General features: G+C 40.9%; 16 protein-coding genes. 14 read left to right on the top strand and 2 right to left on the bottom strand.

From position 1 onward, the window contains the following. Positions 1 to 6: 6 nt before the first annotated feature. The 5 genes from H7992_RS19745 to argH all read left to right on the top strand — a co-directional run bounded on the left by H7992_RS19745 (position 7) and on the right by argH (position 7,141). Positions 7 to 1,071, top strand: a complete 1,065-nt coding sequence (locus tag H7992_RS19745) for a DmpA family aminopeptidase (RefSeq protein WP_187045703.1) — start codon at positions 7 to 9, stop codon at positions 1,069 to 1,071. 265 nt (positions 1,072 to 1,336) lie between these two features. Beyond that, positions 1,337 to 2,389 carry an extracellular solute-binding protein gene (locus tag H7992_RS19740; protein WP_156476180.1) on the top strand — a complete coding sequence of 351 codons (1,053 nt, stop codon included), beginning with the start codon at positions 1,337 to 1,339 and terminating at the stop codon, positions 2,387 to 2,389. A gap of 395 nt (positions 2,390 to 2,784) precedes the next feature. Then, positions 2,785 to 3,855 (top strand): ABC transporter ATP-binding protein, encoded by a 1,071-nt coding sequence (locus tag H7992_RS19735; RefSeq protein ID WP_187045702.1) that lies wholly within the window; start codon positions 2,785 to 2,787, stop codon positions 3,853 to 3,855. Positions 3,856 to 3,867: 12 nt separating this feature from the next. After that, a complete protein-coding gene (locus tag H7992_RS19730; protein WP_187045701.1) occupies positions 3,868 to 5,589 on the top strand; it encodes an ABC transporter permease in 1,722 nt (573 codons plus the stop codon). A 34-nt stretch (positions 5,590 to 5,623) separates the two neighbouring features. Then, on the top strand, positions 5,624 to 7,141 hold the full coding sequence (argH, locus tag H7992_RS19725) for an argininosuccinate lyase (protein ID WP_187045700.1): 1,518 nt from the start codon (positions 5,624 to 5,626) through the stop codon (positions 7,139 to 7,141). Positions 7,142 to 7,263: 122 nt separating this feature from the next. On the opposite strand, the gene H7992_RS19720 is transcribed toward argH, so the two are convergent. Further along, positions 7,264 to 7,809: a helix-turn-helix domain-containing protein gene (locus H7992_RS19720; RefSeq protein WP_187045699.1), complete on the bottom strand. Its 546-nt coding sequence runs from the start codon at positions 7,807 to 7,809 to the stop codon at positions 7,264 to 7,266. A gap of 111 nt (positions 7,810 to 7,920) precedes the next feature. Between H7992_RS19720 and H7992_RS19715 the strand changes: the two genes are divergently transcribed. The 3 genes from H7992_RS19715 (at position 7,921) to H7992_RS19705 (ending at position 13,510) form a co-directional block, all read left to right on the top strand. After that, the gene (locus tag H7992_RS19715) at positions 7,921 to 9,198 is read left to right on the top strand and encodes an MFS transporter (RefSeq protein WP_187045698.1); all 1,278 of its coding nucleotides are present in this window, start codon (positions 7,921 to 7,923) and stop codon (positions 9,196 to 9,198) included. Between the two features lie 21 nt (positions 9,199 to 9,219). After that, positions 9,220 to 10,209 (top strand): ornithine cyclodeaminase family protein, encoded by a 990-nt coding sequence (locus H7992_RS19710; protein WP_187045697.1) that lies wholly within the window; start codon positions 9,220 to 9,222, stop codon positions 10,207 to 10,209. Positions 10,210 to 10,660: 451 nt separating this feature from the next. Continuing rightward, positions 10,661 to 13,510, top strand: a complete 2,850-nt coding sequence (locus H7992_RS19705) for an S-layer homology domain-containing protein (RefSeq protein ID WP_187045696.1) — start codon at positions 10,661 to 10,663, stop codon at positions 13,508 to 13,510. A 63-nt stretch (positions 13,511 to 13,573) separates the two neighbouring features. Here the strand turns inward: H7992_RS19705 and H7992_RS19700 are convergent, their stop codons facing one another. Continuing rightward, positions 13,574 to 14,956, bottom strand: coding sequence for a DUF6612 family protein (locus H7992_RS19700; RefSeq protein ID WP_187045695.1), 1,383 nt, complete (start codon positions 14,954 to 14,956; stop codon positions 13,574 to 13,576). A 216-nt stretch (positions 14,957 to 15,172) separates the two neighbouring features. On the opposite strand from H7992_RS19700, the gene H7992_RS19695 reads away from it, so the two are divergent. The 6 genes from H7992_RS19695 (at position 15,173) to H7992_RS19670 (ending at position 22,403) form a co-directional block, all read left to right on the top strand. Then, the gene (locus tag H7992_RS19695) at positions 15,173 to 16,468 is read left to right on the top strand and encodes a hypothetical protein (protein ID WP_187045694.1); all 1,296 of its coding nucleotides are present in this window, start codon (positions 15,173 to 15,175) and stop codon (positions 16,466 to 16,468) included. 21 nt (positions 16,469 to 16,489) lie between these two features. Further along, positions 16,490 to 18,232 (top strand): hypothetical protein, encoded by a 1,743-nt coding sequence (locus tag H7992_RS19690; RefSeq protein WP_187045693.1) that lies wholly within the window; start codon positions 16,490 to 16,492, stop codon positions 18,230 to 18,232. Between the two features lie 37 nt (positions 18,233 to 18,269). After that, positions 18,270 to 18,887, top strand: a complete 618-nt coding sequence (locus tag H7992_RS19685; protein WP_187045692.1) for a class D sortase — start codon at positions 18,270 to 18,272, stop codon at positions 18,885 to 18,887. A gap of 233 nt (positions 18,888 to 19,120) precedes the next feature. Beyond that, positions 19,121 to 19,765: an NEAT domain-containing protein gene (locus H7992_RS19680; protein ID WP_187045691.1), complete on the top strand. Its 645-nt coding sequence runs from the start codon at positions 19,121 to 19,123 to the stop codon at positions 19,763 to 19,765. A 22-nt stretch (positions 19,766 to 19,787) separates the two neighbouring features. Further along, on the top strand, positions 19,788 to 21,332 hold the full coding sequence (locus tag H7992_RS19675) for an NEAT domain-containing protein (protein ID WP_187045690.1): 1,545 nt from the start codon (positions 19,788 to 19,790) through the stop codon (positions 21,330 to 21,332). Positions 21,333 to 21,425: 93 nt separating this feature from the next. Next, positions 21,426 to 22,403, top strand: coding sequence for an NEAT domain-containing protein (locus H7992_RS19670; RefSeq protein ID WP_187045689.1), 978 nt, complete (start codon positions 21,426 to 21,428; stop codon positions 22,401 to 22,403). The last annotated feature ends 51 nt before the right edge of the window (positions 22,404 to 22,454 follow it).

Raw genomic sequence — 22,454 nt, 5'->3', positions numbered from 1 at the left:
TTAAAATTGAAGCTACAACAGCCGAAAAAAATTAGAGATAGAGGTATTACGATTGGTCGTCTTCCGGTCGGGATAAAGAATTGTATTACGGATGTAGAGGGTGTGAAAGTTGGGCATGTCACACTGGATAATCCATTGCAGGGGGCTGAATACGCCGCTACTGGCGTGACTGCTATATTACCACATGGGGACAATTTGTTCATGAATAAAGTAGTGGGCGCGAGTTACGTGTTGAATGGTTTCGGAAAGACGACAGGACTCGTCCAAGTTGATGAATTAGGGCTGATAGAGTCACCGATTATGCTAACCAATACGTTTGGTGTTCCAGCGGTTACACAAGGGGCCTTGCAGTATATGTTAGAACAAAACCCTGAGATTGGAGATACAACTGGAACTATAAATTTGGTTGTCGGGGAATGTAATGACAGCAGGCTAAACTCGATTCGCGAGCTACCGATTCAACCAAGTCACGCGATTGCTTCTATTAAAGAAGCTTCCACTGAGGCTTCCCTAGAAGGGGCGGTTGGAGCTGGAAAAGGCATGATTTGTTTCGGCTATAAAGGTGGAATCGGCTCTTCATCACGAATCATCAAAGATGGCACAAGTGGAGAGACTTATACAATTGGTTGCTTAGTCCTTAGTAATTTTGGGAGAAAAGAAGATTTTCAAATGGACAGATATAAACTGAGTGACAATCAGAACGTGCCTACATATCCCAAACCAGCTGATGGATCTATCATGATTGTCTTGGCTACAGATGCACCGCTGGGCAGCAGGCAGTTAAAGCGGCTGGCGAAAAGATGTGGTATAGGACTTGGGAGAACGGGTAGTCATTTTAGCAATGGCAGTGGTGACATTGTCATCGCTTTTTCAACGGCTCATAAAGTACCGCATTTCACTACGGATACTGTTGAAACAAGGATTGAGCTAAGAGAAGATCATCCGATTATGAATGACTTTTTTTCAGGTGCATCAGATGTTACAGAGGATGCGATTTTAAATTCATTGTCACAAGCAGTGACGACTACGGGACGAATGGGGAATACCGTACACGCCTATCCATTTGGATGAACATGAAATAATGAAGCGACCTTTTCAAGCATTAAAGTGCTTGAAGGGGTTCTTTTTTGTTTAATGAAAATAGTTACGGTCATAAAACGTATTTAGAAAATACCGATAAATTTGACTTGAATGAATTTCCATTTTACACTAAATGAAACATCTCTAGTTGGGGAACCATATAGTAACAGAGTGGTAGTTAATTCCTCGCTACCTTGCAATCGTTTATATAACTAAAAGGGGGGTCATTTTATTGAAGAAAAAAGGAATCTTTAGTATGTTGCTTGTCCTGTTTCTCCTTGTTGCCGCAGCGTGTGGTAATGATAAAGGGGAAGGCGACACCAAAAAGGACGATGACGTAGTGAAAGAAGAAGGCGCTTCAGGCAAGCTCGTTATTTACACAGGGCGTGATGAAAGTGTTGTTGAGAAGGTCGTTGGAATGTTCAATGAAAAATACCCTGACATTCAAGTTGATAATTTGACGATGGGGGCACAACAAATACTGGAGCGTGTCCGCGGTGAGAAAGCGAATCCTCAAGCGGACTTCTGGTGGGGCGGTACACAATCCGCAATGATGGTGGCGGCGGATGAAGATCTGCTTATGCCGTTCAAGCCGTCATTTGACGAGGCGATTGCGGCCGACTATAAAGATGCTGAAGGCAGATGGTACGGAGAAATGCTATTGCCGGAAGTCATTATGATCAATAGCGATGTATTAACACCGGAAACGGGTCCGCAAGATTGGGATGATTTGTTGAAGCCGGAATGGAAAGATAAAATTGTTATCCGCGGCGTTCTAGCGTCTGGTACGATGCGTACAATTTACTCATCAATGATTTATCGTCAAGGTGCGGATGATCCTGAAAAAGGCTATGAATGGCTTAAAGGCTTAGATGCAAACACGAAAGATTATGCGCAAGATCCGACGAATCTCTATTTGAAGCTGGTGCGTCAAGAAGGAACGGTGTCGTTGTGGAATTTGCAAGACATCTTGCTGCAAAGTAAATTGAACAACCAACCGTTTGACTATATTTATCCGAAAAGTGGTGCGCCGATTCTGGTAGATGCGGTCGGTATTGTCAACGATGCGAAAAATGAAGCGAATGCGAAATTATTCTACGAATTCCTCTTTGATCCAGAAGTACGTGCGGAACTTGCAGAAGAACTTTATCAGATTCCGACACGCTCGGATATTGCCAAAGAAGATATGCCGGATTGGTATCAAGACCTTGACTTGAAGGCACTTGATATCGATTGGGAAGTGATGGCTGACAAAGAAGCGGAATGGATGGAGCATTGGGATTCGAATATCAAGGGTAAAGGGAAGTAATTATAGTTGAAAGATAAGTACACTTTTTCTACATGGAATAATGACTAGGCTCCTGTCGCATCTAGGCAGGCGGGCTGTGCTTTTCAGTAAGACCTCGGGTTATCACTCTCGAGGTCTTTCCATTACATAGTGACTATATTGTTGAACAAATGAACATCTATATAAACTGAGCGAAGGCGCCTTCTAAGGGGTAGCCAACCGAACAACGAAGAGTTCGGTTTGTATAATTTCTGCGTTCTTTGCAGAAATTATACAGTTAATGCTAAGAGGATATTTCATATAGGTTAAAGGATATCTCATCTGGCTTAGGGCGGGAGGCATCCCCAAGCGCCGTAGCGGATTCAATGAACTTTTTTATTTCAACCTATATAGATTTGAGCGAAAGGGGTGACGGGATGAAGGGTGTTCGATTACAAGATATAACGAAAACGTTCGGAAAAGTTCACGGTGTGAAAGAGTTGAATATCGATATTCAACCTGGAGAATTTTTCACATTTCTTGGTCCGAGCGGATGCGGAAAGACGACGACGCTTCGTATGATTGCAGGATTTTATTACCCAACGGATGGGAAGATTTTTTTTGATGAACGTGATGTAACAAGGTTGCAGCCAAATAAGCGAGACATCGGCATGGTGTTCCAAAACTATGCACTTTTCCCGCATATGACGGTGAATGAAAACATTGCGTTTGGCTTAGAAGTGAGGAAGTTTTCGAAAGAGGATATAAAAGCAAAGGTAGATGAAGTGAGGGGCCTTGTGCGGCTTGAACAATACGGTGGGCGAAAAATCAATGAGCTTTCTGGCGGTCAGCAGCAACGTGTCGCATTAGCTCGGGCGCTCGTCATTAAACCGGATATTTTACTGTTGGATGAACCGTTATCGAACTTGGATGCCAAGTTGCGCGAAGAAACGCGTATTGAAATAAAAAGGCTGCAAGCGGAACTTGGTGTGACGACGGTCTATGTTACACATGATCAGACGGAAGCGATGGCGATGTCTGATCGCATTATGGTGATGGAAAACGGCTATGTACAACAGATTGGTACGCCGCAGGAAATTTACAATCGTCCAGTGAATCGATTCGTTTCATCGTTCATTGGCGAATCGAATACGCTAGAAATGACTATCATGTCGATCGACAGTGAAAAAGTTGTTGTGAAAAATGAACAAGGTGTCACGCTGACGGGACTTCTTGAAAACAGTTCTCCACTTGCTCCGATGAATAAAGGGGAAACAATCCATGTGTCAATCCGTCCAGAATCAATTCTTCAAGGAGATGGGGAAAACACACTGACTGGAGAAATTACATTTGTTGAATTTACCGGTCTAAGTGTCAATTATATCGTGAAGATTCCTGGTATTACGCTCAAAGTAATGATTATTAATACAGGCGGAAAACTGTTGCAAATCGGGGATTCCATCCAGTTAAGTATCCCGTCTCGAAGCCTTTACTTTCTTGGGGAATAGGGGGCTAGACTTATGAAAAAACAGACAATCTACTCGTCGCAAGATAGTTTGTGGGCACGTATTACGCGGTCTCCTTCATTTATCTATGTCCTTATATCACCATTGTTCCTCATTTTGTTTGGATATGTTATTTTTCCATTTTACCAAACGTTCATCCAAAGCTTTGGCAGTGAGACAGGGCTGAACAATTATAAAAAGTTTTTCAGTTTGGAGAGTACATCCAATCTGGAAGCACTCTGGACGAGTGTGTACATTTCAGTAATTAGTGTTATTACGTGTGCGATTGTCGGCGTGTTGATGGCTTTTTTACTGGAGCGGTATGACTTTCCAGGGCGGCGTGTGTTGTCCATTCTTGTTTTAGTGCCAATGGCGTTGCCGCCGTTAGTTGGTGTGCTGTCGTTTACGTTTTTATATGGAGAAAGTGGGATTATTCCACGTGGTATCCAGCATTTATTCAACTTAGAGCAAGTGCCTTTCAAGCTAAAAGGGGTATGGGGCGTTATTGTAGTCCATACGTTTACGATGTATACGTACTTCTATTTGACCGCGACGGCGGCGATTAAGGGACTCGATCCGTCACTCGAAGAAGCGGCGACAAACCTAGGTGCGAGCAGAATTCGGATATGGCGAAAAATCATTTTACCAATGCTGACGCCTTCCATTGTGGCCGCGGCGCTTCTCGTGTTCATGATTTCGATGGCGTCATACACAGCACCGCTCATTTTTGGAGTGGAGCGGACGATGACGATGCAAATCTATTTATCGAGAACGAATGGCAACTTGGATATGGCCGCAACACAATCGACAATATTATCATTTGTATCAATTTCATTTTTAATCATCATGAGATGGTACCAAAATAGGCGTAATTACCAAAACTTAAGCAAAGGAATTAGTGTCCATCGTTCGGAAGTGAAGTCGAAGGCGATGAAAGTGGTTTCCGTCATTCTATCTTTTGTTGGCGTTCTCATCTTGTTATTGCCGATTTTGACGCTCATTCTCATATCGTTATCTGTGGATGGCACGTGGACGACTCAAGTGTTGCCACCTGAATATACGTTTGACCATTATAAAGCATTATTCACGGATGAAAGGACATGGCGACCAATTTGGAACTCGTTGCAAATGGGCTTTGTGGCAACGCTTGGTAACATCGTGTTCGGTGTCGCAGCGGCGTATGCGATGGTAAGGCTTAATTTCAAAGGGAAGACATTGCTTGATATTTTAATCATGGTTCCGTGGGCGCTTCCAGGTACTGTTGTAGCAGTGAATTTGATTGCAGCATTCAGTGAAGAAAATATTTTCGCTTTCAATCAAGTGTTGATAGGGACGTTTTGGATATTGCCACTCGCTTATTTCATCCGCCACTTGCCACTCGTTTTCCGCTCGACATCAGCGTCGTTAATGCAGATGGACCAATCGATAGAAGAGGCTTCGAGGAGTCTTGGCGCTGGTTGGTGGATGACGTTCCGAAAAATTGTTTTACCATTGACATTGACGGGAATTTTAGCAGGAACACTTCTTGCATTTGTTCAAAGTATCGGGGAGTTTGTAGCGTCGATCCTCATTTATAGTACGTCAACGATGCCATTATCGGTAGCGATTTTCCAAAAGATGTATGCCTTTAAATTTGGAACAGCCTGCGCTTATGGTGTGTTGCAAATCATTTTAATCCTCATTGTGTTGACGATTTCTGAAAAGTTGTCTAAAGGAACTGCTGGTTCGGCGATTTAATTACTTAATTCCGAATGAAAGGGTGGATTACCTAATGATTAGGAGCTTCAAAGATCGCATCAATGAAGTCGAAGGAGAAGAGTTTCCGTCTAAAACGTATCGGAAAATGGTTTTGCAACCTGCTTATGATGAAGCGAAGAAGTACTTTTTACATTCGATGATTCAGATTCATACTGCACATTTAAAAATGTTGGAAGAGCAAGGTATTGTCAGTCAGGAAGATGCAGTGACGATTGGAAAAGCAATCCAGACACTCGATGTGGCTTATTACAGTACGGACCATTACAATCCGCTGTTTGAAGATCTCTTTTTCCGCATTGAGCATGATTTGATTGAGGATGCAGGGGAGATTGCGGGGAATTTGCATATTGCGCGAAGCCGGAATGATATGGGAATCGCTATTTATCGGATGACGCTTCGTAAAAAGCTACTTGAGCTAATGAGTGAGATGTTAGCGTTAAAAGATGCACTGATTGCATTTTGTGAAGAGCATGTCGATACAGTGATGATTGGTTATACCCATACGCAACAAGCGCAACCGACTACGCTCGCCCATTATTTAAAGGCAGTTATTGACCAACTCGGCAGAGATTTCAAGCGCGTTCAGTCGGCGTTTGGAACTGTAAATCGAAGCAGTATGGGAGCGGCTGCCCTAACGACTACGGGTTTTGCAATCAGCCGTGAACGAATGCGAGATTTGCTGGCGTTTGACGATATTATCGAGAATTCATGGGATGCGGTGGCCGGCGCGGATTACATTACGGAGTCGGCGAGTGCAGTCCAGTTGTCCGCGTTAAATTTAGGGCGTACTGTTCAAGACTTTCTAACATGGGCGACGCAGGAGTTTAATGTTTTCACATTGGCTGATCCATATGTCCAAATAAGTTCGATCATGCCTCAAAAACGAAACCCGGTGTCGATTGAACATATGCGTTCTTTATTGTCAGCAGTTGTGGGTGATACGAATACAGTGTTGACGATGGTGCACAACACACCGTTTGGGGATATTGTGGACACGGAAGACGATATGCAGCCTTTTTTGTGGAAAGCGATTGATCGGCTGATTGGAATCTACCAATTGTTCGGCAGTGTCGTCCTAACAATGAAAGTAAATAAGAAAAAGTTACTTGAACGGGCGGAAAGCAGTTTTGCGAACGTGACAGAACTGGCTGATACATTGGTTCGTTCGGAGCAGATAACCTTCAGACAATCCCATCTAATCGTCAGTAATTGTGTGAAAGCATTGGTAGTGGCAGGCGAGGAATCGTTAATGAGCCTTACATGGAAACTGGCGAATGACCAGGCACAGCTTGTTTTGAATAAAGATTTACTAATCACTGAAGAGGATTTCTATAAAACATTACGTCCGCAACATTTCGTAGCTATACGAACGATCTACGGTGGGCCTTCCGCGGAAACGATGAAAGCTTCACTCGAACAATCGAAAGAGTTTACGAAAGAAGCAATGCATTGGCTCAATGATAAAGAACGTAGAATTATTGATGCAGAAATTCAGTTGGCAACATTTAAAACTGATTGGGGTAAGACTTGAAGACAGTCACCTACTCAATCCCAACACGAGCATGAAAGTTAGTGGAATACATTTTCATGTTGGAAATGACATGAGAAAAGATAAATAACCTCCGACCAATTGCTGGTTAGAGGTTATTTGTGTTATTTTTCATCATACGAAATACATAAAAAACGCACATCGTTATCAGTATAATTATACCAATAATGTAGGTCTCGGGAATCGACCATTATGGAGTCGAAGGCATCGAGTGTATGTAGTTTTTCTCCGATTTGTACAGTCAATTGTCCCTCGAGAACATATAAAAACTCCTGTCCTTCGTGGGTGATGGGATCACCTTCATTTTGATTAGGTTTCATGACAACAAGGAGTGGTGTAAATGCTGGTTGATTCATCTCACCGCTCAAATCTTTGTAATAAATATTAAGTTCTTTCGTCCGCATTGGAACGGTTGAATTCCGATGAACTACTTCTTTTTCTTCGTTTGGGTCGATGAAAAAGTAACTTGGATTCACTTTAAGAGCAATGGAAATCTTTTTAAGGGACTCCAGTGTTGCTGACGATTTCCCGCGTTCCAGTTGAGATAAAAAGCTAATGGAAAACCCGGTCATTTCAGCTAGGACTTTCAATGTCATACGTCTTTTTGTTCGAATTTCCTTTATTTTAATACCCAAGTTACTATCTTGCATTTAATCACTCCTTAAAAAAATGTTGACAGAAAATTTTATTATCAATATGATAGAATTAATCTAAATTGAAGTGTCACTTCAATTTAGTTAACAAACAAAGGGGAGTTTGGTATGGATAAAAGAAAGATGAATCGCGTCTTGCTTGCGAGTCTTATAGGGAGCTCTATTGAATGGTTCGATTACTTTTTATACGGAACGGTAGCGGCACTTGTTTTTAATCAAGTATTTTTTGTTACCGAAGACCCGTCAGTCGGCCTAATACTAGCGTATGCATCGTTTGCACTCGCATTCTTCATCCGTCCGTTCGGGGGAATTATTTTTAGTCATATTGGTGACCGGATAGGAAGAAAGAAAACACTTGTCCTAACACTTTCGCTGATGGGTGTTGCAACATTCGGAATGGGGCTATTGCCAACATACCAAGCAATCGGTATTTGGGCACCGATTCTACTGATTACACTACGCTTGATTCAAGGGTTAGGAATCGGCGGAGAATGGGGTGGAGCATTACTGCTCGCTGTCGAATATGCACCAAAAGAAAAACGTGGACTTTATGGCAGTGTACCACAAATGGGAATTACAATTGGGATGTTACTTGGAACAATTGCACTTTCGATTATGACACTTCTTCCTGAAGATTCATTTATGACATGGGGATGGCGCGTTCCATTCATCTTGAGTGCGTTGCTTGTCGTGTTTGGGTTATGGATTCGTAAAGGAATTGACGAAACACCGTCGTTTAAGGCAGTACAGGAAAAAGGGGAAATTCCGAAAGTACCGCTATTCCATACGTTAAAATATCACTGGCGTGAAGTACTCATCGCAATTGGTGCTAAAGTTGTTGAAACAGCACCATTTTATATTTTCAGTACATTTGTTGTATCTTATGCAACGACAAATCTTGGGTTCACTCGGACAGCAACATTAGGTGCGGTTATGGTCGGAACAATTGTTACAACGATCTTAATACCGATTATGGGCGCTTTGTCTGACCGTGTAGGTAGAAAACCATTGTATGTATTCGGCACAATCGCTATGGCATTGTATGCGTTCCCATACTTCTGGTTAGTGAAACAAGGTTCGGTAACACTTCTAGTGATTGCAACAGTAATTGGACTGGGCGTCATTTGGGCACCGATTACCGCAGTTCTTGGCACAATGTTATCAGAAATTTTCTCTGCAGAAGTCCGTTATACGGGTATCTCACTCGGTTATCAGATTGGTGCGGCATTAGCAGGAGGAACAGCACCACTTGTTGCAACGGCACTTTTACTAAAGTTCAACAACTCATATGTGCCAGTCGCACTGTATATTATCTTTACTGCAGTCGTTTCATTGTTAGCGGTTTGGGCTGTAAAAGATCGTAAAGGTCAAGAGTTGGACGCATAAATTAAAAAAGGTGGTATTAACATGCTTTTATTGAATGAAAATGAGATTCAATCTATTTATGGAATGAAAGAAGCATTAGTAGACATCGAAAAGGTTTTACGTTCTAAGGTCGAAGGGAAGATAAAGAATCCGCCACGGACAGTCGTTGAATTTCCAGAGCATAACGCATCTTCATTGTACATGCCAAGTGCTGATCTAGTAGAAGAAGTAGTTACTGTGAAAACGGTTACAATTTTTCCGAATAATCCAGCAGTTGGAAAGCCGACAACTCAAGGCGTCGTACTCGTTACGGATGCACAAAATGGTGAGCATCTTGCATTAATGAATGCATCGTATTTGACGAGATTGCGCACGGGTGCACTTAGCGGATTGGCGACAGCGAAATTGTCAAAGTTGAATTCAACTGTTCTAACAGTTATAGGGACGGGTGGAATGGCATTTGAACAAGTTCTTGGTGTTCTAGCAGTTCGCGATATCAAAGAGATTCTCCTTGTTAATCCGACAGAAGAAAAAGCGGTGAAGTTTGGAGAAAGACTTCAAGCATATGGAATTAACGATGCAATTCAAATTACTATTGTAAGGGAAGTAGCTGACGCGGTTCGTCGTGCAGATATCATTTGTTGCAGCACTCGGTCTACTACACCAGTTTTCAACGGAAACGACGTTAAGCCAGGGACACATGTTAATGGGGTTGGATCGTATTTACCACATATGAGGGAGGTAGATTTCGAATTCATTCAACGTGCCAGTAAAATTGTCGTTGATGATCTGGAAGGTGTAACAGAAGAAGCTGGGGAATTGATTCACGCTGCTAATGAGACTGACTGGGGATTCGAAAAGATTCACGGGGAGCTAATGGATGTTGTTATCGGAAAGTTAGATGCTCGCACGAACGATGAAGAGATTACTTTCTTCAAATCGGTAGGTGCGGCATATTTCGATTTGGCCGTTGCGAAAGGCGTCTATCGAAAAGCGAATGATCAAGGCATCGGGGTACAATTTGAGATATAAGTAGTCGGGAAATAGGAAAGACACCATTTTGATAGTTCAAATGGTGTTTTTTTCTGTGGTGCATTTGTATGATTTTTACGATTTGTAATGAGTTCCTTCTATTATAGAGCCATATTTTTAACAATGGCACTCGACGGGTTGGGAGATAGAAGTATGGTAGACTGTTTTAAGCGTCCGGTTAACGGGTATAGAATACTATAGGTGAATGAAGCGCTCCTCGTCCTAGGCGATGTCGGTTGCTGTTTAATTCATCCTATTTACGTTGTTCCAGTACTGCTTAATCTGTTTGTGCCTTCCAATCTAGCAAACAACTATACCCATAAATTGGACCATGATAGACTTCAAACTACATGCTACGATAAGGGTGCAACAAAAAGGTACATAAGCAGTACCACTAAGAATTGGTATTTTTACAATGCAATTCTATAGTATTTAAGAGGAGGAATTTTTTATGACTAGTAAACAATCATCGAAGTACAAGAAATTTATAGTAGGAGCTGCAACAGCTGCTCTAGTAGCATCGGCAGTAGCACCGGTAGCAAGTGCGAAAGATTTCAAAGATACAAAAGGGAACACACACGAACCAGCAATCGACGCTCTATCTGATGCGGGTGTCATCACTGGTTATCCAGACGGTTCATTCTTGCCAAACAAAACGTTGACTCGTTCTGACGTTGTGAAATTGATGGGTAAATGGCTTGTATCTGAAGGTTATAAAGTACCGACAGACTATAAAACTAACATGCGTTTCAAAGACTTGAAACCAACATCAAATGATGAGCTATTACAATATGCTGCAGTCGTAAAAGAAAATGGCGTATTTAACGGGAGTAACGGTAATCTATTAGCAGGCGACAACATCACTCGTGAAAACATGGCTGTTGTTATCGTTCGTGCTTTTGATACAGTTGAAGACATAGAACTCGTAAAATATGTTAAAGATCAAGACTTCAAAAAAGACGTTACTGATCTAGCAAAAGCAAAAGCTGAAGCTCGTACAGCAATCGACGTTCTTGATTTCTTCGATATCACGAACCCAGCTGCACCTGCTTTCAACCCTAAAGCCACAACAACTCGTGGACAGTTTGCTACGTTCTTACACAAAACTATTAAAACAGACTTCTCTGAAGTTAAAGCACCTGTAGTAGATGTTGATAAAGTTGCAGTAGATGCAGCAGCTGAACAAGTTAAAGCTGGCGCAGTCACTGTTGCTCGCGGTAATTATGCAACTGATGCTAACAAACTAGCAGCAGTTCAAACATATGTTACTTCACTTGTAACTGAAAAAGACGTAGTAGCAACAGTAGTTGCTGGTAAAACTGCTGGTGAATATGCTGTGACACTTACTAAAGGTGAAGTGAAAGCAGAGAAAACTATCGCTATGACATTCGACTTCGCAGCAGACGATCGCTTTGTTACTGAAGTTAATGCATTGAACGCTACACAAGTTGAAGTTAAATTCAGCACAGCTGTAGATGCTAGTGACATTGCAGACAAAGTAACTATTCAAGGAACGACATTAACTGCTCAATCTCTATCAGAAGATGGAAAAGTACTTTCATTGACTGCTAAAGAAGCAATTAATGTTTCAAAAGCAACAGTTGTTGTTGAACCGATCAAAACAAAAGCTGATGCAAAAGTAAAAACAGACAAATATGTTTCCACAATTACTTATAAAGATGAAGTAGCTCCGACAATTGCTAGTGTTGAAGCTAAAACAGGCGGCAATGTTGCAACAAGCCTTACTTTGAAAACTTCAGAGCCAATCAAAGCTACTGGACTTGTTAAAGTGAACGGAACATATGTAACTCCAGTATTTACTGATGCGTCTACAATTTCTGTTTCAGGACTTGCACTTGAAGCTGGAAAAACACATACAATTGAACTAGTAAACATTGAAGACTTGGCTGGTAACAAAACAGTTTCGACTTCTGCTAACTTCACTGTAGGTGTTGATGCAGCTGCTCCAGCGGCTACACTTTCAGCAAAAGGTGAAAAACAAATCCTTGTTACTTTTAGCAAATCAATGGATGTTAATTCTGTTAAAGACGCTTTAGTAAGTGGAACAGTTAAAGATGAAGCATTGAATAACGTTGAAACAGGAGCAGTGACTGTAGTAGAAGGTTCAAAAGATACTCAGTTCTTGATTCCAGTAACAGCTAATAATGTTTTTACTAATAAAGCAAGCAGAACGTTGACTGTTGTATTGACAGATGCAAACAAAGATAAATTAGGTAATAAAATTACAGCTACTACACAGAATATAACGCTTACAAAAGACTCTGTGAAACCAGTAGCTACTGGTTATAAAGTAATCAAAGACAATGATGGAAAAGTTACTTCAGTTGAAGTTAACTTCAGCGAAGGATTAGCTGCAGGAACACCTGCATTACCAACAATCGTTAGCGAAAATGGCGTAGCTGTATCGGACTTCCTTGGCGGATTCACTACAACAGTAAAAGCAGGAGATACAAAAGTAGTTTATACTGCTAAAACTCCAGCTCCAGTGTCTGGCAAATTTGCATTATCATTTGCGAAAGAATTAGTTACTGACCAAGCGGAAACTGCTAACAAATCAGATGCATTCAACTACACAATTGATTTTGGCCAAGCAGAAACTGCAACTACATTTGAATTAACTTCTGCAAATGCAGTTGAAAATGTTATTACAGTAACATTCCCTGAAGCTGTTAAAGGTGGAGCAGTTGCAAACTCAGCAACAGACCTTGCTAATTATTCTTTGGCTGGTAAACCACTAGCGGCAGGAACAACGATTACATTAGATAGCGCTCAAAAAGTAGCAACAATTACTTTACCAGCTGGATCTGTTGAGAATACTGATCAAGCGGCTGTGTTTACAGTAGCAAACATCCAGTCTACATCTGGTAAAACATTAAAAACTTACACAAAAACAGTAGGTGTTGAAGATAATGTTGCACCAGTACTATTAAGTGCAAAAGTTCTTGATAATAAATCAATTGAATTGACATACAGCGAGAATGTTAATTTAACAGATGCTGTTAGTGGTGTATTTAATGTTGGTGACGACTTTGCTATTACTGTTGGTACAACTGCTTTAAATCTTGCTGAAGGTGAATTGAAAGCAGAAACAGTATCTGGATTCAATAAAAAAGTGAAAATCACGATTGCACAAGGCGTTGGTGAATCGGCAACTACGCTTGATTTAACAAAAGCTATAAAAGTAATAACAAAAGGTTCGGAAACAGCTAACATAAAAGACATTCAAGGAATTGTCCAAAAAGTTGGCGTTGAAGTTAAAGTAGCAAAAGAAGTTAATTAACACTAGAAAACGCACAAAAAAGCGGAACAAGCTCATTACGAGCTCGTTCCGCTTTTTCAAATCTTACTTCTTCAAAGCCTCAGCTTTTTCAAACTCTAACTCTAACTGTTTCATATACTCTTCCATGCTGATTGCTTTTTTGATAACGTCAGCAGGAACTTTGATTTCTTTTACTGCGTTAAAGTTGCTGAATGTTCCTTCAAGAAGTAATTTGATAGAGATTGTATCCTCATCCACCGTCATTGTAATATTTGCAACTGCAGATGTATCAAGTGGGAACAATGTCTTTTTATCGATTGTAGAAACAACATAGAATTCCTCGATGTTGAAATCTAGACCCTCAAGACCAATTACTTCTTCAGTAATTTCTCCCTCAGTAGCCTCTTCTTCAACGACAACTGCTTCATCAGTAACAGTTTCTTTAACAACTGCTTCTTCAGTAGCTTCTACAGCTACTTCTTCGATAACTTTCGTTTCTTCAGTTACAGGAGTAGCTTTTACATCTTCTGATACAACTGGTTCAGTTAAGCCTGATCCTAGAAGTAAAGAAGTTACTTCTTCCATCATAGAAGCGAATTCTTCGTTAGAAATAGTTTGTGTCATTACATATACATCATCGTATTCAAAGATGTTAACGCCTTTAGTGAATTTCTTTTGTAGCTCTTCTAATTGTGCAAGTAGATCTGTTTGTGTTGAAAGATCAAGTAAACCTTTTGTTAGTTCATCGTCATGCTTGACCCATACATCACCGATTTGTTGGAAATAACCATCTTTTGTGAGGTACATAGAAGAAACATCTTCAATTGCTTCTCCTGCAAAGTCTGTTGATGCTTTAGTAATTGTATAGAATGATAGTGGCTCGTTGATTTGGTCCATCTTGATATCCATAAGCATGCTGATTGCTTCATTTTCTTCAAGAGATGACTCCATTTTCATGTCCATTGTTAATGCTGAAGAAACACTTTTCAAGTCAGCTGCAGCTGATTTTGCTAAGAATGCAGCGACGTCTTGTACACGGTTTGTCGTAACGGTAACCGTTTTTTGATCTTCAGAAACTTCAACTTCAAAACCTTCTAAAGTTGCTAAAAACTCACCAGAAACATAGTTTCCTGCGTTTTGCAAAGTAAGAGGGAATTCAGTGTCCGCTTTCTTGCCGTCTACTTCAATCGAACTTGCAGCTGCATTGAAATCAACAGTCAAGTACGTGTTTGTTACGTTAACTTTACCTGATTTGTCCTTAGCAACTTTATAGCCAGCTTCCTTAAACAAATCTTCCACCGGAATTAAAACTTGATCGTGTGACATAAAGGGTTGCTCGTAGCTAGTAACCTCGACGCCATCTACTACTAACTTCATTGCGGATGATTGTGCAGCCGCTGATCCGTGTGGCAATGCGAACGATAGTGCGAAAACGAACGCCAATGCCCATGTAATAATCTTCTTCATTGAAATAAAACCCCCATCAAATTATTGGTAAAAAACCTACTAAGTTGTAAGTATACTACCATTTACGAGTATATTCCAGAAAGGTTTCACTTATTACGAAATTAATCTGAATTTATTATTGTCATTTAAGTAGTTTGATAGATTTAACAAAGGGTATCTGTATATAAATGAATTATTAAAAAACTCTAAGTCGTTTCTGGAAAGGTGGTGAATTGAGTGAAGAGAATATTTATTGTTTGTGTGACTTGTATAACATTCTTTCTCGTATCACCAACTTTTGTTCATGGTGAAAAAATGCCGATAGAAAAGTCTGATGGCTTATTGGCTGGTACTTTGAAGAATGTCGGTGCAGAGTTAAAAACCACAACAGAGTCAATTGGAATGGTAGTAGAGGAGTCGGTGCATGGCGCTGGAGAAACGGTTAAAGACACAGTTGTTTTTGCAGAACAGACTGTTAAGAGTTTGTCTGAGCCAGCGAAAAGTGAAGCTGAAATTTCACTACTAAAAAATACAAAAAGTTTACTAGAAAACACGGTTGGCAACACTTTACCTGTTGTGGAAAAAACGACTGAAGCAGTAACTGAAACGATTAGAACTACGTCAACTGAAGTAACGAATACTGTAGATTCTATCGTAAATGAATTACCGGAAATGCCTGTGGTCACTCCAGTTGTTGAAGGAGTAAAAGAATTAGGGAAGCAAACAACGACTGAAGTGCTGAAAACGGTCAATCTGACAGTGGATTCTGTTGTAGCTGAATTGCCGACTGTCCCTGTTGTTACCCCGGTTGTAAAGGAAGTTGGAGATACGGTTAAGGAGACGGTTTCTTCGGTTCTACCAATTCAGGTAAAACCAGTTGCAGATGAAACAGAAAAAAATCCGGACAGTACTCCAATAGATGCAGTTGTAGAGACTAACGAGACGGTAAGTAAAGAACCACAAAATGATAGCGGAACAATGAGTATGGAGAGCGATAAATCCTACCAAAGACAAATAAACGCAACACGTATAATTCTAGTGGAAGAAACAACTGATTTGATTAAACAGGAGGACCCTGTAATGGAAGAACAGACAGGCCTTAGTGATAGACCGAATAGACTTCCTGATGAATCGGAAATAGTTAGTGCTCTTCCTATTTCAAAAGATCCTTTAAATCTCGTTTCTATGAAAATAGTAGCGCCTCAACTAACAAATTATACGGGTGGTGACTCTGTTAACTTCCAAAAAGAGGTGGATCAAAAGTCTACTCTGCCAACCGAGCCCCGACAAAAATGGAAAGATCTTTCGGTAGCTACCATAACATCGTCCATGTCCTCAATAGCAACTTCTCCATTACAAATAAGTGGACACAATGATTTAGGTTTTGGGGTAGTAGTTGATGTATTTTTATTACTTATTTCAAATGGTAGGCAATGGATGCCATCAGATGACCATGCGATGATTCAATGGACACATGCTCCTCCAGGGCTACCGCCGCAACAAACTCCTTTTTTAAATGTGAAACAAACATAATAAAAAAGGAGAGGAATAATAATGAAAAACAATTGGATGAAGTATACTGGGGTCACTTTAGGGATGTGCTTGACACTGAGCTTCTCCCCCTCATTTGTGAATGCGGATGAACCAGGAGAAGATAACTCGTTGAATTTGGATATTAACCTACTGAATGACAAGGAAGATAAGGCAACAATTGTGGATATTCAAGCAGATAATGTTCCAATTTTAGGAGACCTGAAAGCACAGATTCCAGCAAAAAGTCCAGTCTCTGCGAATACCAGCGATGTAGGAGAGGATAATCAACAGAAATCTGCCCTTGCAACTGTAGAATTGACCAATCCTAATGGGGTAATCGACGATCTGGATGTCTCCGTCGTGGAACAGAGCAGTATGCAAGACGAGAACTCGGCGGAAAGCAAAAGCTCGCTCGCATCGGTCAACTTATCGACACCGATCACAAACGAAGTCGAGTTAGATGTTCTTCTTTCAGATGCACAGTCAGGCGATGAAACCTCATCGTATGATGGTGGATTAGTGGAGTTGAATGCAGAAGATCTGCCAGTACTCGGAGAAGTACATGCAGGCGTTTTGGATAGTCACTATAAAAACGCTGGGGAAAGTACATCATTGTCATCTGGTTTGATCCAAGCCGATTTAGATGATGGGTTATTGGATGAAACTTCAGTTGATGTCCTCTCTGTGGATAAATCCATGAATGAGGAAAGTAGTCAACAATCAAAGGCTTTAGCATCTGTCAAAGCAGATGACGATTCACTTGGTGGACTAATCGACGATCTGAATGTCTCCGTCGTGGAGCAAAGCAGCATGCAAGATGAGAACTCTGCTGCAAGCAAAAGCTCACTCGCATCGATCGACTTATCGACGCCGATCACAAACGAAGTCGAGTTGGATGTTCTTCTTCCAGATGCACAGTCAGGCGATGAAACCTCATCGTATGATGGTGGATTAGTAGAGTTGAATGCAGAAGATCTGCCAGTACTCGGAGAAGTACATGCAGGCGTTTTGGATAGTCACTATAAAAACGCTGAGAAAACTACATCATTGTCATCCGGTTTGCTACAAGCCGATTTAGATGATGGGTTATTAGATAAAACTTCAGTTGATGTTCTTACGCTAGACAGGAACACAGATGGAAATATGACATCTACTAAACATAGCGGTGTTTCATTAATTGTTGGGAACGATACAATTGGAAATATCAACGTCGATATCCTAACAATTGAAACTATGCAGCCCGGTTTAACCGAAGGAGATACTGAACTCACTCCACCTATAGATGATGCAACTGGCTTAACGCCAGATGAAGGTGGAGACGTCGCAACCCCAAATGAAGAAACAGTTTCACCACCAAAGACTGAAGATGTGACCGGTTTAAAACCAGGCTCTGACGCAGGTGGTGTGTCACCCAATGTAAATATAGAGGAGCAAACGCCGAGTACTGTGACCGAGGGAATTCCACTGAATGAAAATGCGGAAGGCGTAAGTGACGATACAGTCGGAATAACACACAGTGAAGACAGTGCCAGTTCAGCATCAGAGGAGGAAACTGATGGTATAGTATGGGCCGCAACTGATTCTAATGCAATGTCAGAAGCTATTGCAATGGATACAATTGGCATGAAACAAAATCCTCCATCCAGCAATGGAATGGGACAAGTATTGCCGAAAACGGGAGGGTTTTTCGATAGTATAATCCTTTCTTTACTAGCCTTGTTTCTTCTTGCAACTGGACTGGGTATCCGTCGATTTGCTCATTAATCCAAGTGATTTCAAGAGCAAGGGAGCGGATGCGTAGATGAAAAAAACAATGAAATGGCTAGGAAACATTATGATTATGACGAGCATTTTTTTGCTGGTGTGGTTGATTGCGGGAAATATGACTAGCAAACAGCAGCAAAACCACCTTTTAGATGCTTTCGATTCGGTCAAAGCGGAAGCCGATTTTGATAGGACTATACCAACTGATGAACAAGGACCTTCTGGTGGGGAAAAACAAGAATCCAGTAGAATTGAAGGGGTATTGTCCATTCCCGTCATCAATCTTGAGTCTCCAGTGCTGTATGGAGCCGATCCAGTTAGCCTAAGTAGAGCGTTGGGTGCTGTAGCGGATATGGATAAGCCAGGTGAGTTAGATGGCAGTTATGCTATCGCAGGTCACCAAGCCCATGTGTTTGGTGCGTTCTTTAATCGTCTTCATGAAGTTGAAGTTGGTACTCGCTTCATTTATGAAACAGTTGAAGAATCCATGGAATTCGAAGTGTTTGATGTGAAAGTGGTCAAGCCGAATGAAGTGAATGTCCTTGACCGAAAAAAAGGTGTCGCGCTGCTCTCGCTAATTACGTGCTATCCTGCGAACTCGAACAAATATAGACTTGTAGTCCAAGCGAAGAGAGTGGATGCGGTGACACCATAACGAACCTTAGAAATCAGTAACCCCCTTAATGTCACATAGTTGACAATGAGGGGGTTTTTCTTTGAATTGTGTCAGGATTGTTGTGATGACTGTCACCACACATGTGAACAGTTTGTGAAAGCCTTTGCAAGTTGTTTGACAACACAAATCTATAAGCTATTATAGGAAGAGTAATAGATGATAATTGTTCTCACTATGGATTCTTCCCGTGTGGAGGGAGGAGGTATTGTGTTTTGAAACATCGATTAGCCATACCACTTTCATTTCTCATTTTTTTTAGTGTTGTTTTTGGTTCTTATACACCTAATGCTCACGCAGCCGAACTCTCGGATGGTACATATGTTGTCGACTACGAAATGTTGCAAGCTGAGAATGATTCCGTATCGATTGCAAATGATTATTTTGAAAAACCGGCAACGCTGACGATTGATAAAGACGGGCAGTATTTACAATTCACAGTGAACCATGCTAAATGGATTAAATTCATAAAATCGGCAAATGGTGAATCATTTGCTGACGTGAATATGGTCAGTGAAGATCTTGAGAATGATAAGCGCGTCATTGCATTTAAAGTAGACGGAGATAGTACAGAGCCGTTGCTGTTACAAATGCATGTTGTCATTGAAGAGATGGAGCCGTCGTATGATCACAAGTACTCGGTCCGTTTGAATCTAGATGTAGAAACGATGGAATTGACAGACGCTCCTGCGGTTGTTGTTAATACACCTGTTGCCGAATCAAAATCTGTTGACACGATTGAAAAGAAAGATGAGCCAACAAGTAGTACAGCACTTATTTATGTATTGCTCGCAATAATCGCTATCATTGCGATTATTTTTGTGCGCAAGTTCAGTTCCGCGAAGAAAGTAAAAAAATAAACCATTAAAAGGGGATTAACGAATGAAAAAGCAACTAATGATGTTATTTTCAGCACTACTCGTTCTATTTACTGTACTACCTGCTAGCCAATTCGAAGCAGCTGAAGTAACTACACCGGCGAAACAAGAATTTGAACTACCACTTGATATATTGCAAGTTGAAAATGATGATAAATCAGCAACAGCACAATATGTGAAAAGTCCTGCGAAAATTGTTGTTGAAGACGGTAAAACTTACGCATACGTAACATTATTAAGCAGTAAGTGGTGGCAGTCACTGAAAGTCCAAACAAAACAACCAGGTACATTTAAAGAAACAAACTTCGCAGATGCAGAAGTAATCAGTGAAGATAAGGCAGCGGATACTAGACTTGTTAAATTTGAAGTTCAAGATCTTAGTAAAGAATTGAATGCTAAAATCCATATTATCGTAACGGGTGTACCAGGCTTAGGAGAGTATGACCACAGCTATGATATCCGTTTGAAATTCGATGACAGCAAAACTCCGGTAGTACCAGAAGTACCGGAAGTAACTCCTGAAAAACCGGAAACTCCCGAAGTACCCGTAACACCAGCACCAGAAGTAATTAAAGACGGTGCATATACAATCGATTACAAAGCATTGCATGAAGAAGAAGATAAAGATTCATCAATGACTAGATACCTTGAAACACCAGCAGCACTTTCTGTGAAAGACGGTAAAAACCTTGTTACAATGACACTTACGAACAATGAACAAATTACAGCTTTCCAAGTAGAACAAGCTGGTAAATTCGTAGATACAACTGTTGTAAAAACAGATGTAGAAGCAAACACAAGAGTTGTTGAATTTGAAGTAGCTGATTTATCAACAATTATCAATGCTAAATTCACAGTATTTGTAGCAGCAGCGAACCACACAGGGAACTATTCTGTACGTCTTGCTTTTGACAAAGCAACTATTAAACCAGTTGTAATAGAAGAAGTACCTGGTGAAGAAGTAGAAACGCCTGTTGAAGTAGTACCCGTAACATTTAAAGATATCGACAAAACATGGGCAAAACCTTACATCGAGTCACTTGCATCAAAACAAATCGTTAAAGGCAAAACGGCAACAACGTTTGCTCCAAATGATCAAATTACAAGAGCGCAATTTGCAATCCTATTGTCACGTGCACTTGAACTTCCGAAACAAGATTATAAAGGAACATTCTCTGACGTAACAAAAAACATGGACTGGATCGTTTACGAAGCTGAAGCGGCAAGCCGTGCAGGTATCATCAGCGTAACTGATGGAAAATTCCGTCCGAATGAAGCAATCACACGTCAACAAATGGCTACTATGATTATCCGTGCAATTGAATACAAAGATGCAAGTGTACTAGAAGGCGTGAAAAATGATGTTGCGTTTGCAGATGCGAAAGACATTACTGCATATGCAAAAACATCTGTCGACTTGGCAGCTGGTCTTGGTATCATTGGCGGTAAAGAAGTAAAAGGTAAACAACTATTCGAACCAAAAGCAAACGCGACACGCGCACATGCTTCTAAAATGGTTTATTACTTACTCGAAACACTTCAAAAATAATTTTATACAATCAATCAATGCCGGCGTCACTGCACCATTTGTGACAGCCGGCGTTGTACTGATTAAAATGTTTTCGGTAAAGGAGATAATGATTTGAAAAAAAAATCCGTATTTATGATGACAGTATTATTCGCTTTATTTACGATACTTCCCACACTTGCACCTGACAAAGCAGCTGCGGCTTCCAAATATGCCGATGGCGAGTACACGGTTCCGTTTACAGTGTTAAAAGATACAGGTAATGAGCAATCGACGACAGCTGACTATATGGTTAGTCCGGCGAAAGTAATCGTTCAAAACGGTAAAACGTATGCCGTTGTTACATTGAAAAACAGTTCTTGGTGGCAATACTTTAAAGTGCAAGCAGGCGGTGGATTTGCCGATGTACAAGTAGTAAGTAATGATACGGCAAATGATAAACGCGTTGTGAAATTTGAAGTGACAGACATTGAGCAATTGGTAAATGCCAAAATTCATGTCATTGTAACGGGCATACCCGGTTTTACATATGACAACAAATACGATATCCGCTTCAAATTTAACAGTTCCAATATCCCTTTAGCGCCTGTCGCCGGGCAGCCCGCAACACCTCCAGCGTCTAAACCAACACCTAAACCAGTACAACCAACATCGAAACCAACGCCCAAACCTTCAGTAACGGAAAAGGCGACTGCAACACCTAAACCAGTTGAAAACAAACAGGCTGTAACAAAAGTAGAAACGAAAACTGAAGAAAAAAACGAAGCGAAACCAGTAGAATCTAAAGAAGTTGCGAGTGAAAAGTCAGCTACAACAGCAGAAGAAAAAGCGACTGTTGAGACTGAGCAATCGAAAGAAGAAGCTGAGTCTGTGGCGAGTGAAGAAGAAATCGTTGCCGAAGATCAAGCAGCGGCAGAAAAAGAAGAAGAGTCATCTGAAGTAACGAATGAAGCAAACGAGGCTGAAGTTGAAGCAGATTCAATATCTGAGTCGAATTCGAAATCTATATGGTATATCGTCATTTTCTCGATACTTATTCTTGGTGGAGTTATTGTCTTTGCTATGAGACAGCGCACACGGACTGAAAAGTAAGAGGTACATGGTAGTCGGGTCTTGAGAACGAAAGCGAGACCCTTTTTTACA

The sequence above is a fragment of the Sporosarcina sp. resist genome, assembly GCF_014302295.1.
Classification (GTDB): Bacteria; Bacillota; Bacilli; order Bacillales_A; family Planococcaceae; genus Sporosarcina; species Sporosarcina psychrophila.
This window is presented reverse-complemented; position numbering and strand designations above follow the sequence as displayed.

What these genes read in the sequence shown, in the direction of transcription:
- H7992_RS19740 (WP_156476180.1), top strand. Translation starts at nt 1,337, where the DNA reads ATGTTGCTTGTCCTGTTTCTCCTTGTTGCCGCAGCGTGTGGTAATGAT.
- H7992_RS19735 (WP_187045702.1), top strand. Translation starts at nt 2,785, where the DNA reads ATGAAGGGTGTTCGATTACAAGATATAACGAAAACGTTCGGAAAAGTT.
- H7992_RS19730 (WP_187045701.1), top strand. Translation starts at nt 3,868, where the DNA reads ATGAAAAAACAGACAATCTACTCGTCGCAAGATAGTTTGTGGGCACGT.
- argH (WP_187045700.1), top strand. Translation starts at nt 5,624, where the DNA reads ATGATTAGGAGCTTCAAAGATCGCATCAATGAAGTCGAAGGAGAAGAG.
- H7992_RS19720 (WP_187045699.1), bottom strand. Translation starts at nt 7,809, where the DNA reads ATGCAAGATAGTAACTTGGGTATTAAAATAAAGGAAATTCGAACAAAA.
- H7992_RS19715 (WP_187045698.1), top strand. Translation starts at nt 7,921, where the DNA reads ATGGATAAAAGAAAGATGAATCGCGTCTTGCTTGCGAGTCTTATAGGG.
- H7992_RS19710 (WP_187045697.1), top strand. Translation starts at nt 9,220, where the DNA reads ATGCTTTTATTGAATGAAAATGAGATTCAATCTATTTATGGAATGAAA.
- H7992_RS19705 (WP_187045696.1), top strand. Translation starts at nt 10,661, where the DNA reads ATGACTAGTAAACAATCATCGAAGTACAAGAAATTTATAGTAGGAGCT.
- H7992_RS19700 (WP_187045695.1), bottom strand. Translation starts at nt 14,956, where the DNA reads ATGAAGAAGATTATTACATGGGCATTGGCGTTCGTTTTCGCACTATCG.
- H7992_RS19690 (WP_187045693.1), top strand. Translation starts at nt 16,490, where the DNA reads ATGAAAAACAATTGGATGAAGTATACTGGGGTCACTTTAGGGATGTGC.
- H7992_RS19685 (WP_187045692.1), top strand. Translation starts at nt 18,270, where the DNA reads ATGAAAAAAACAATGAAATGGCTAGGAAACATTATGATTATGACGAGC.
- H7992_RS19675 (WP_187045690.1), top strand. Translation starts at nt 19,788, where the DNA reads ATGAAAAAGCAACTAATGATGTTATTTTCAGCACTACTCGTTCTATTT.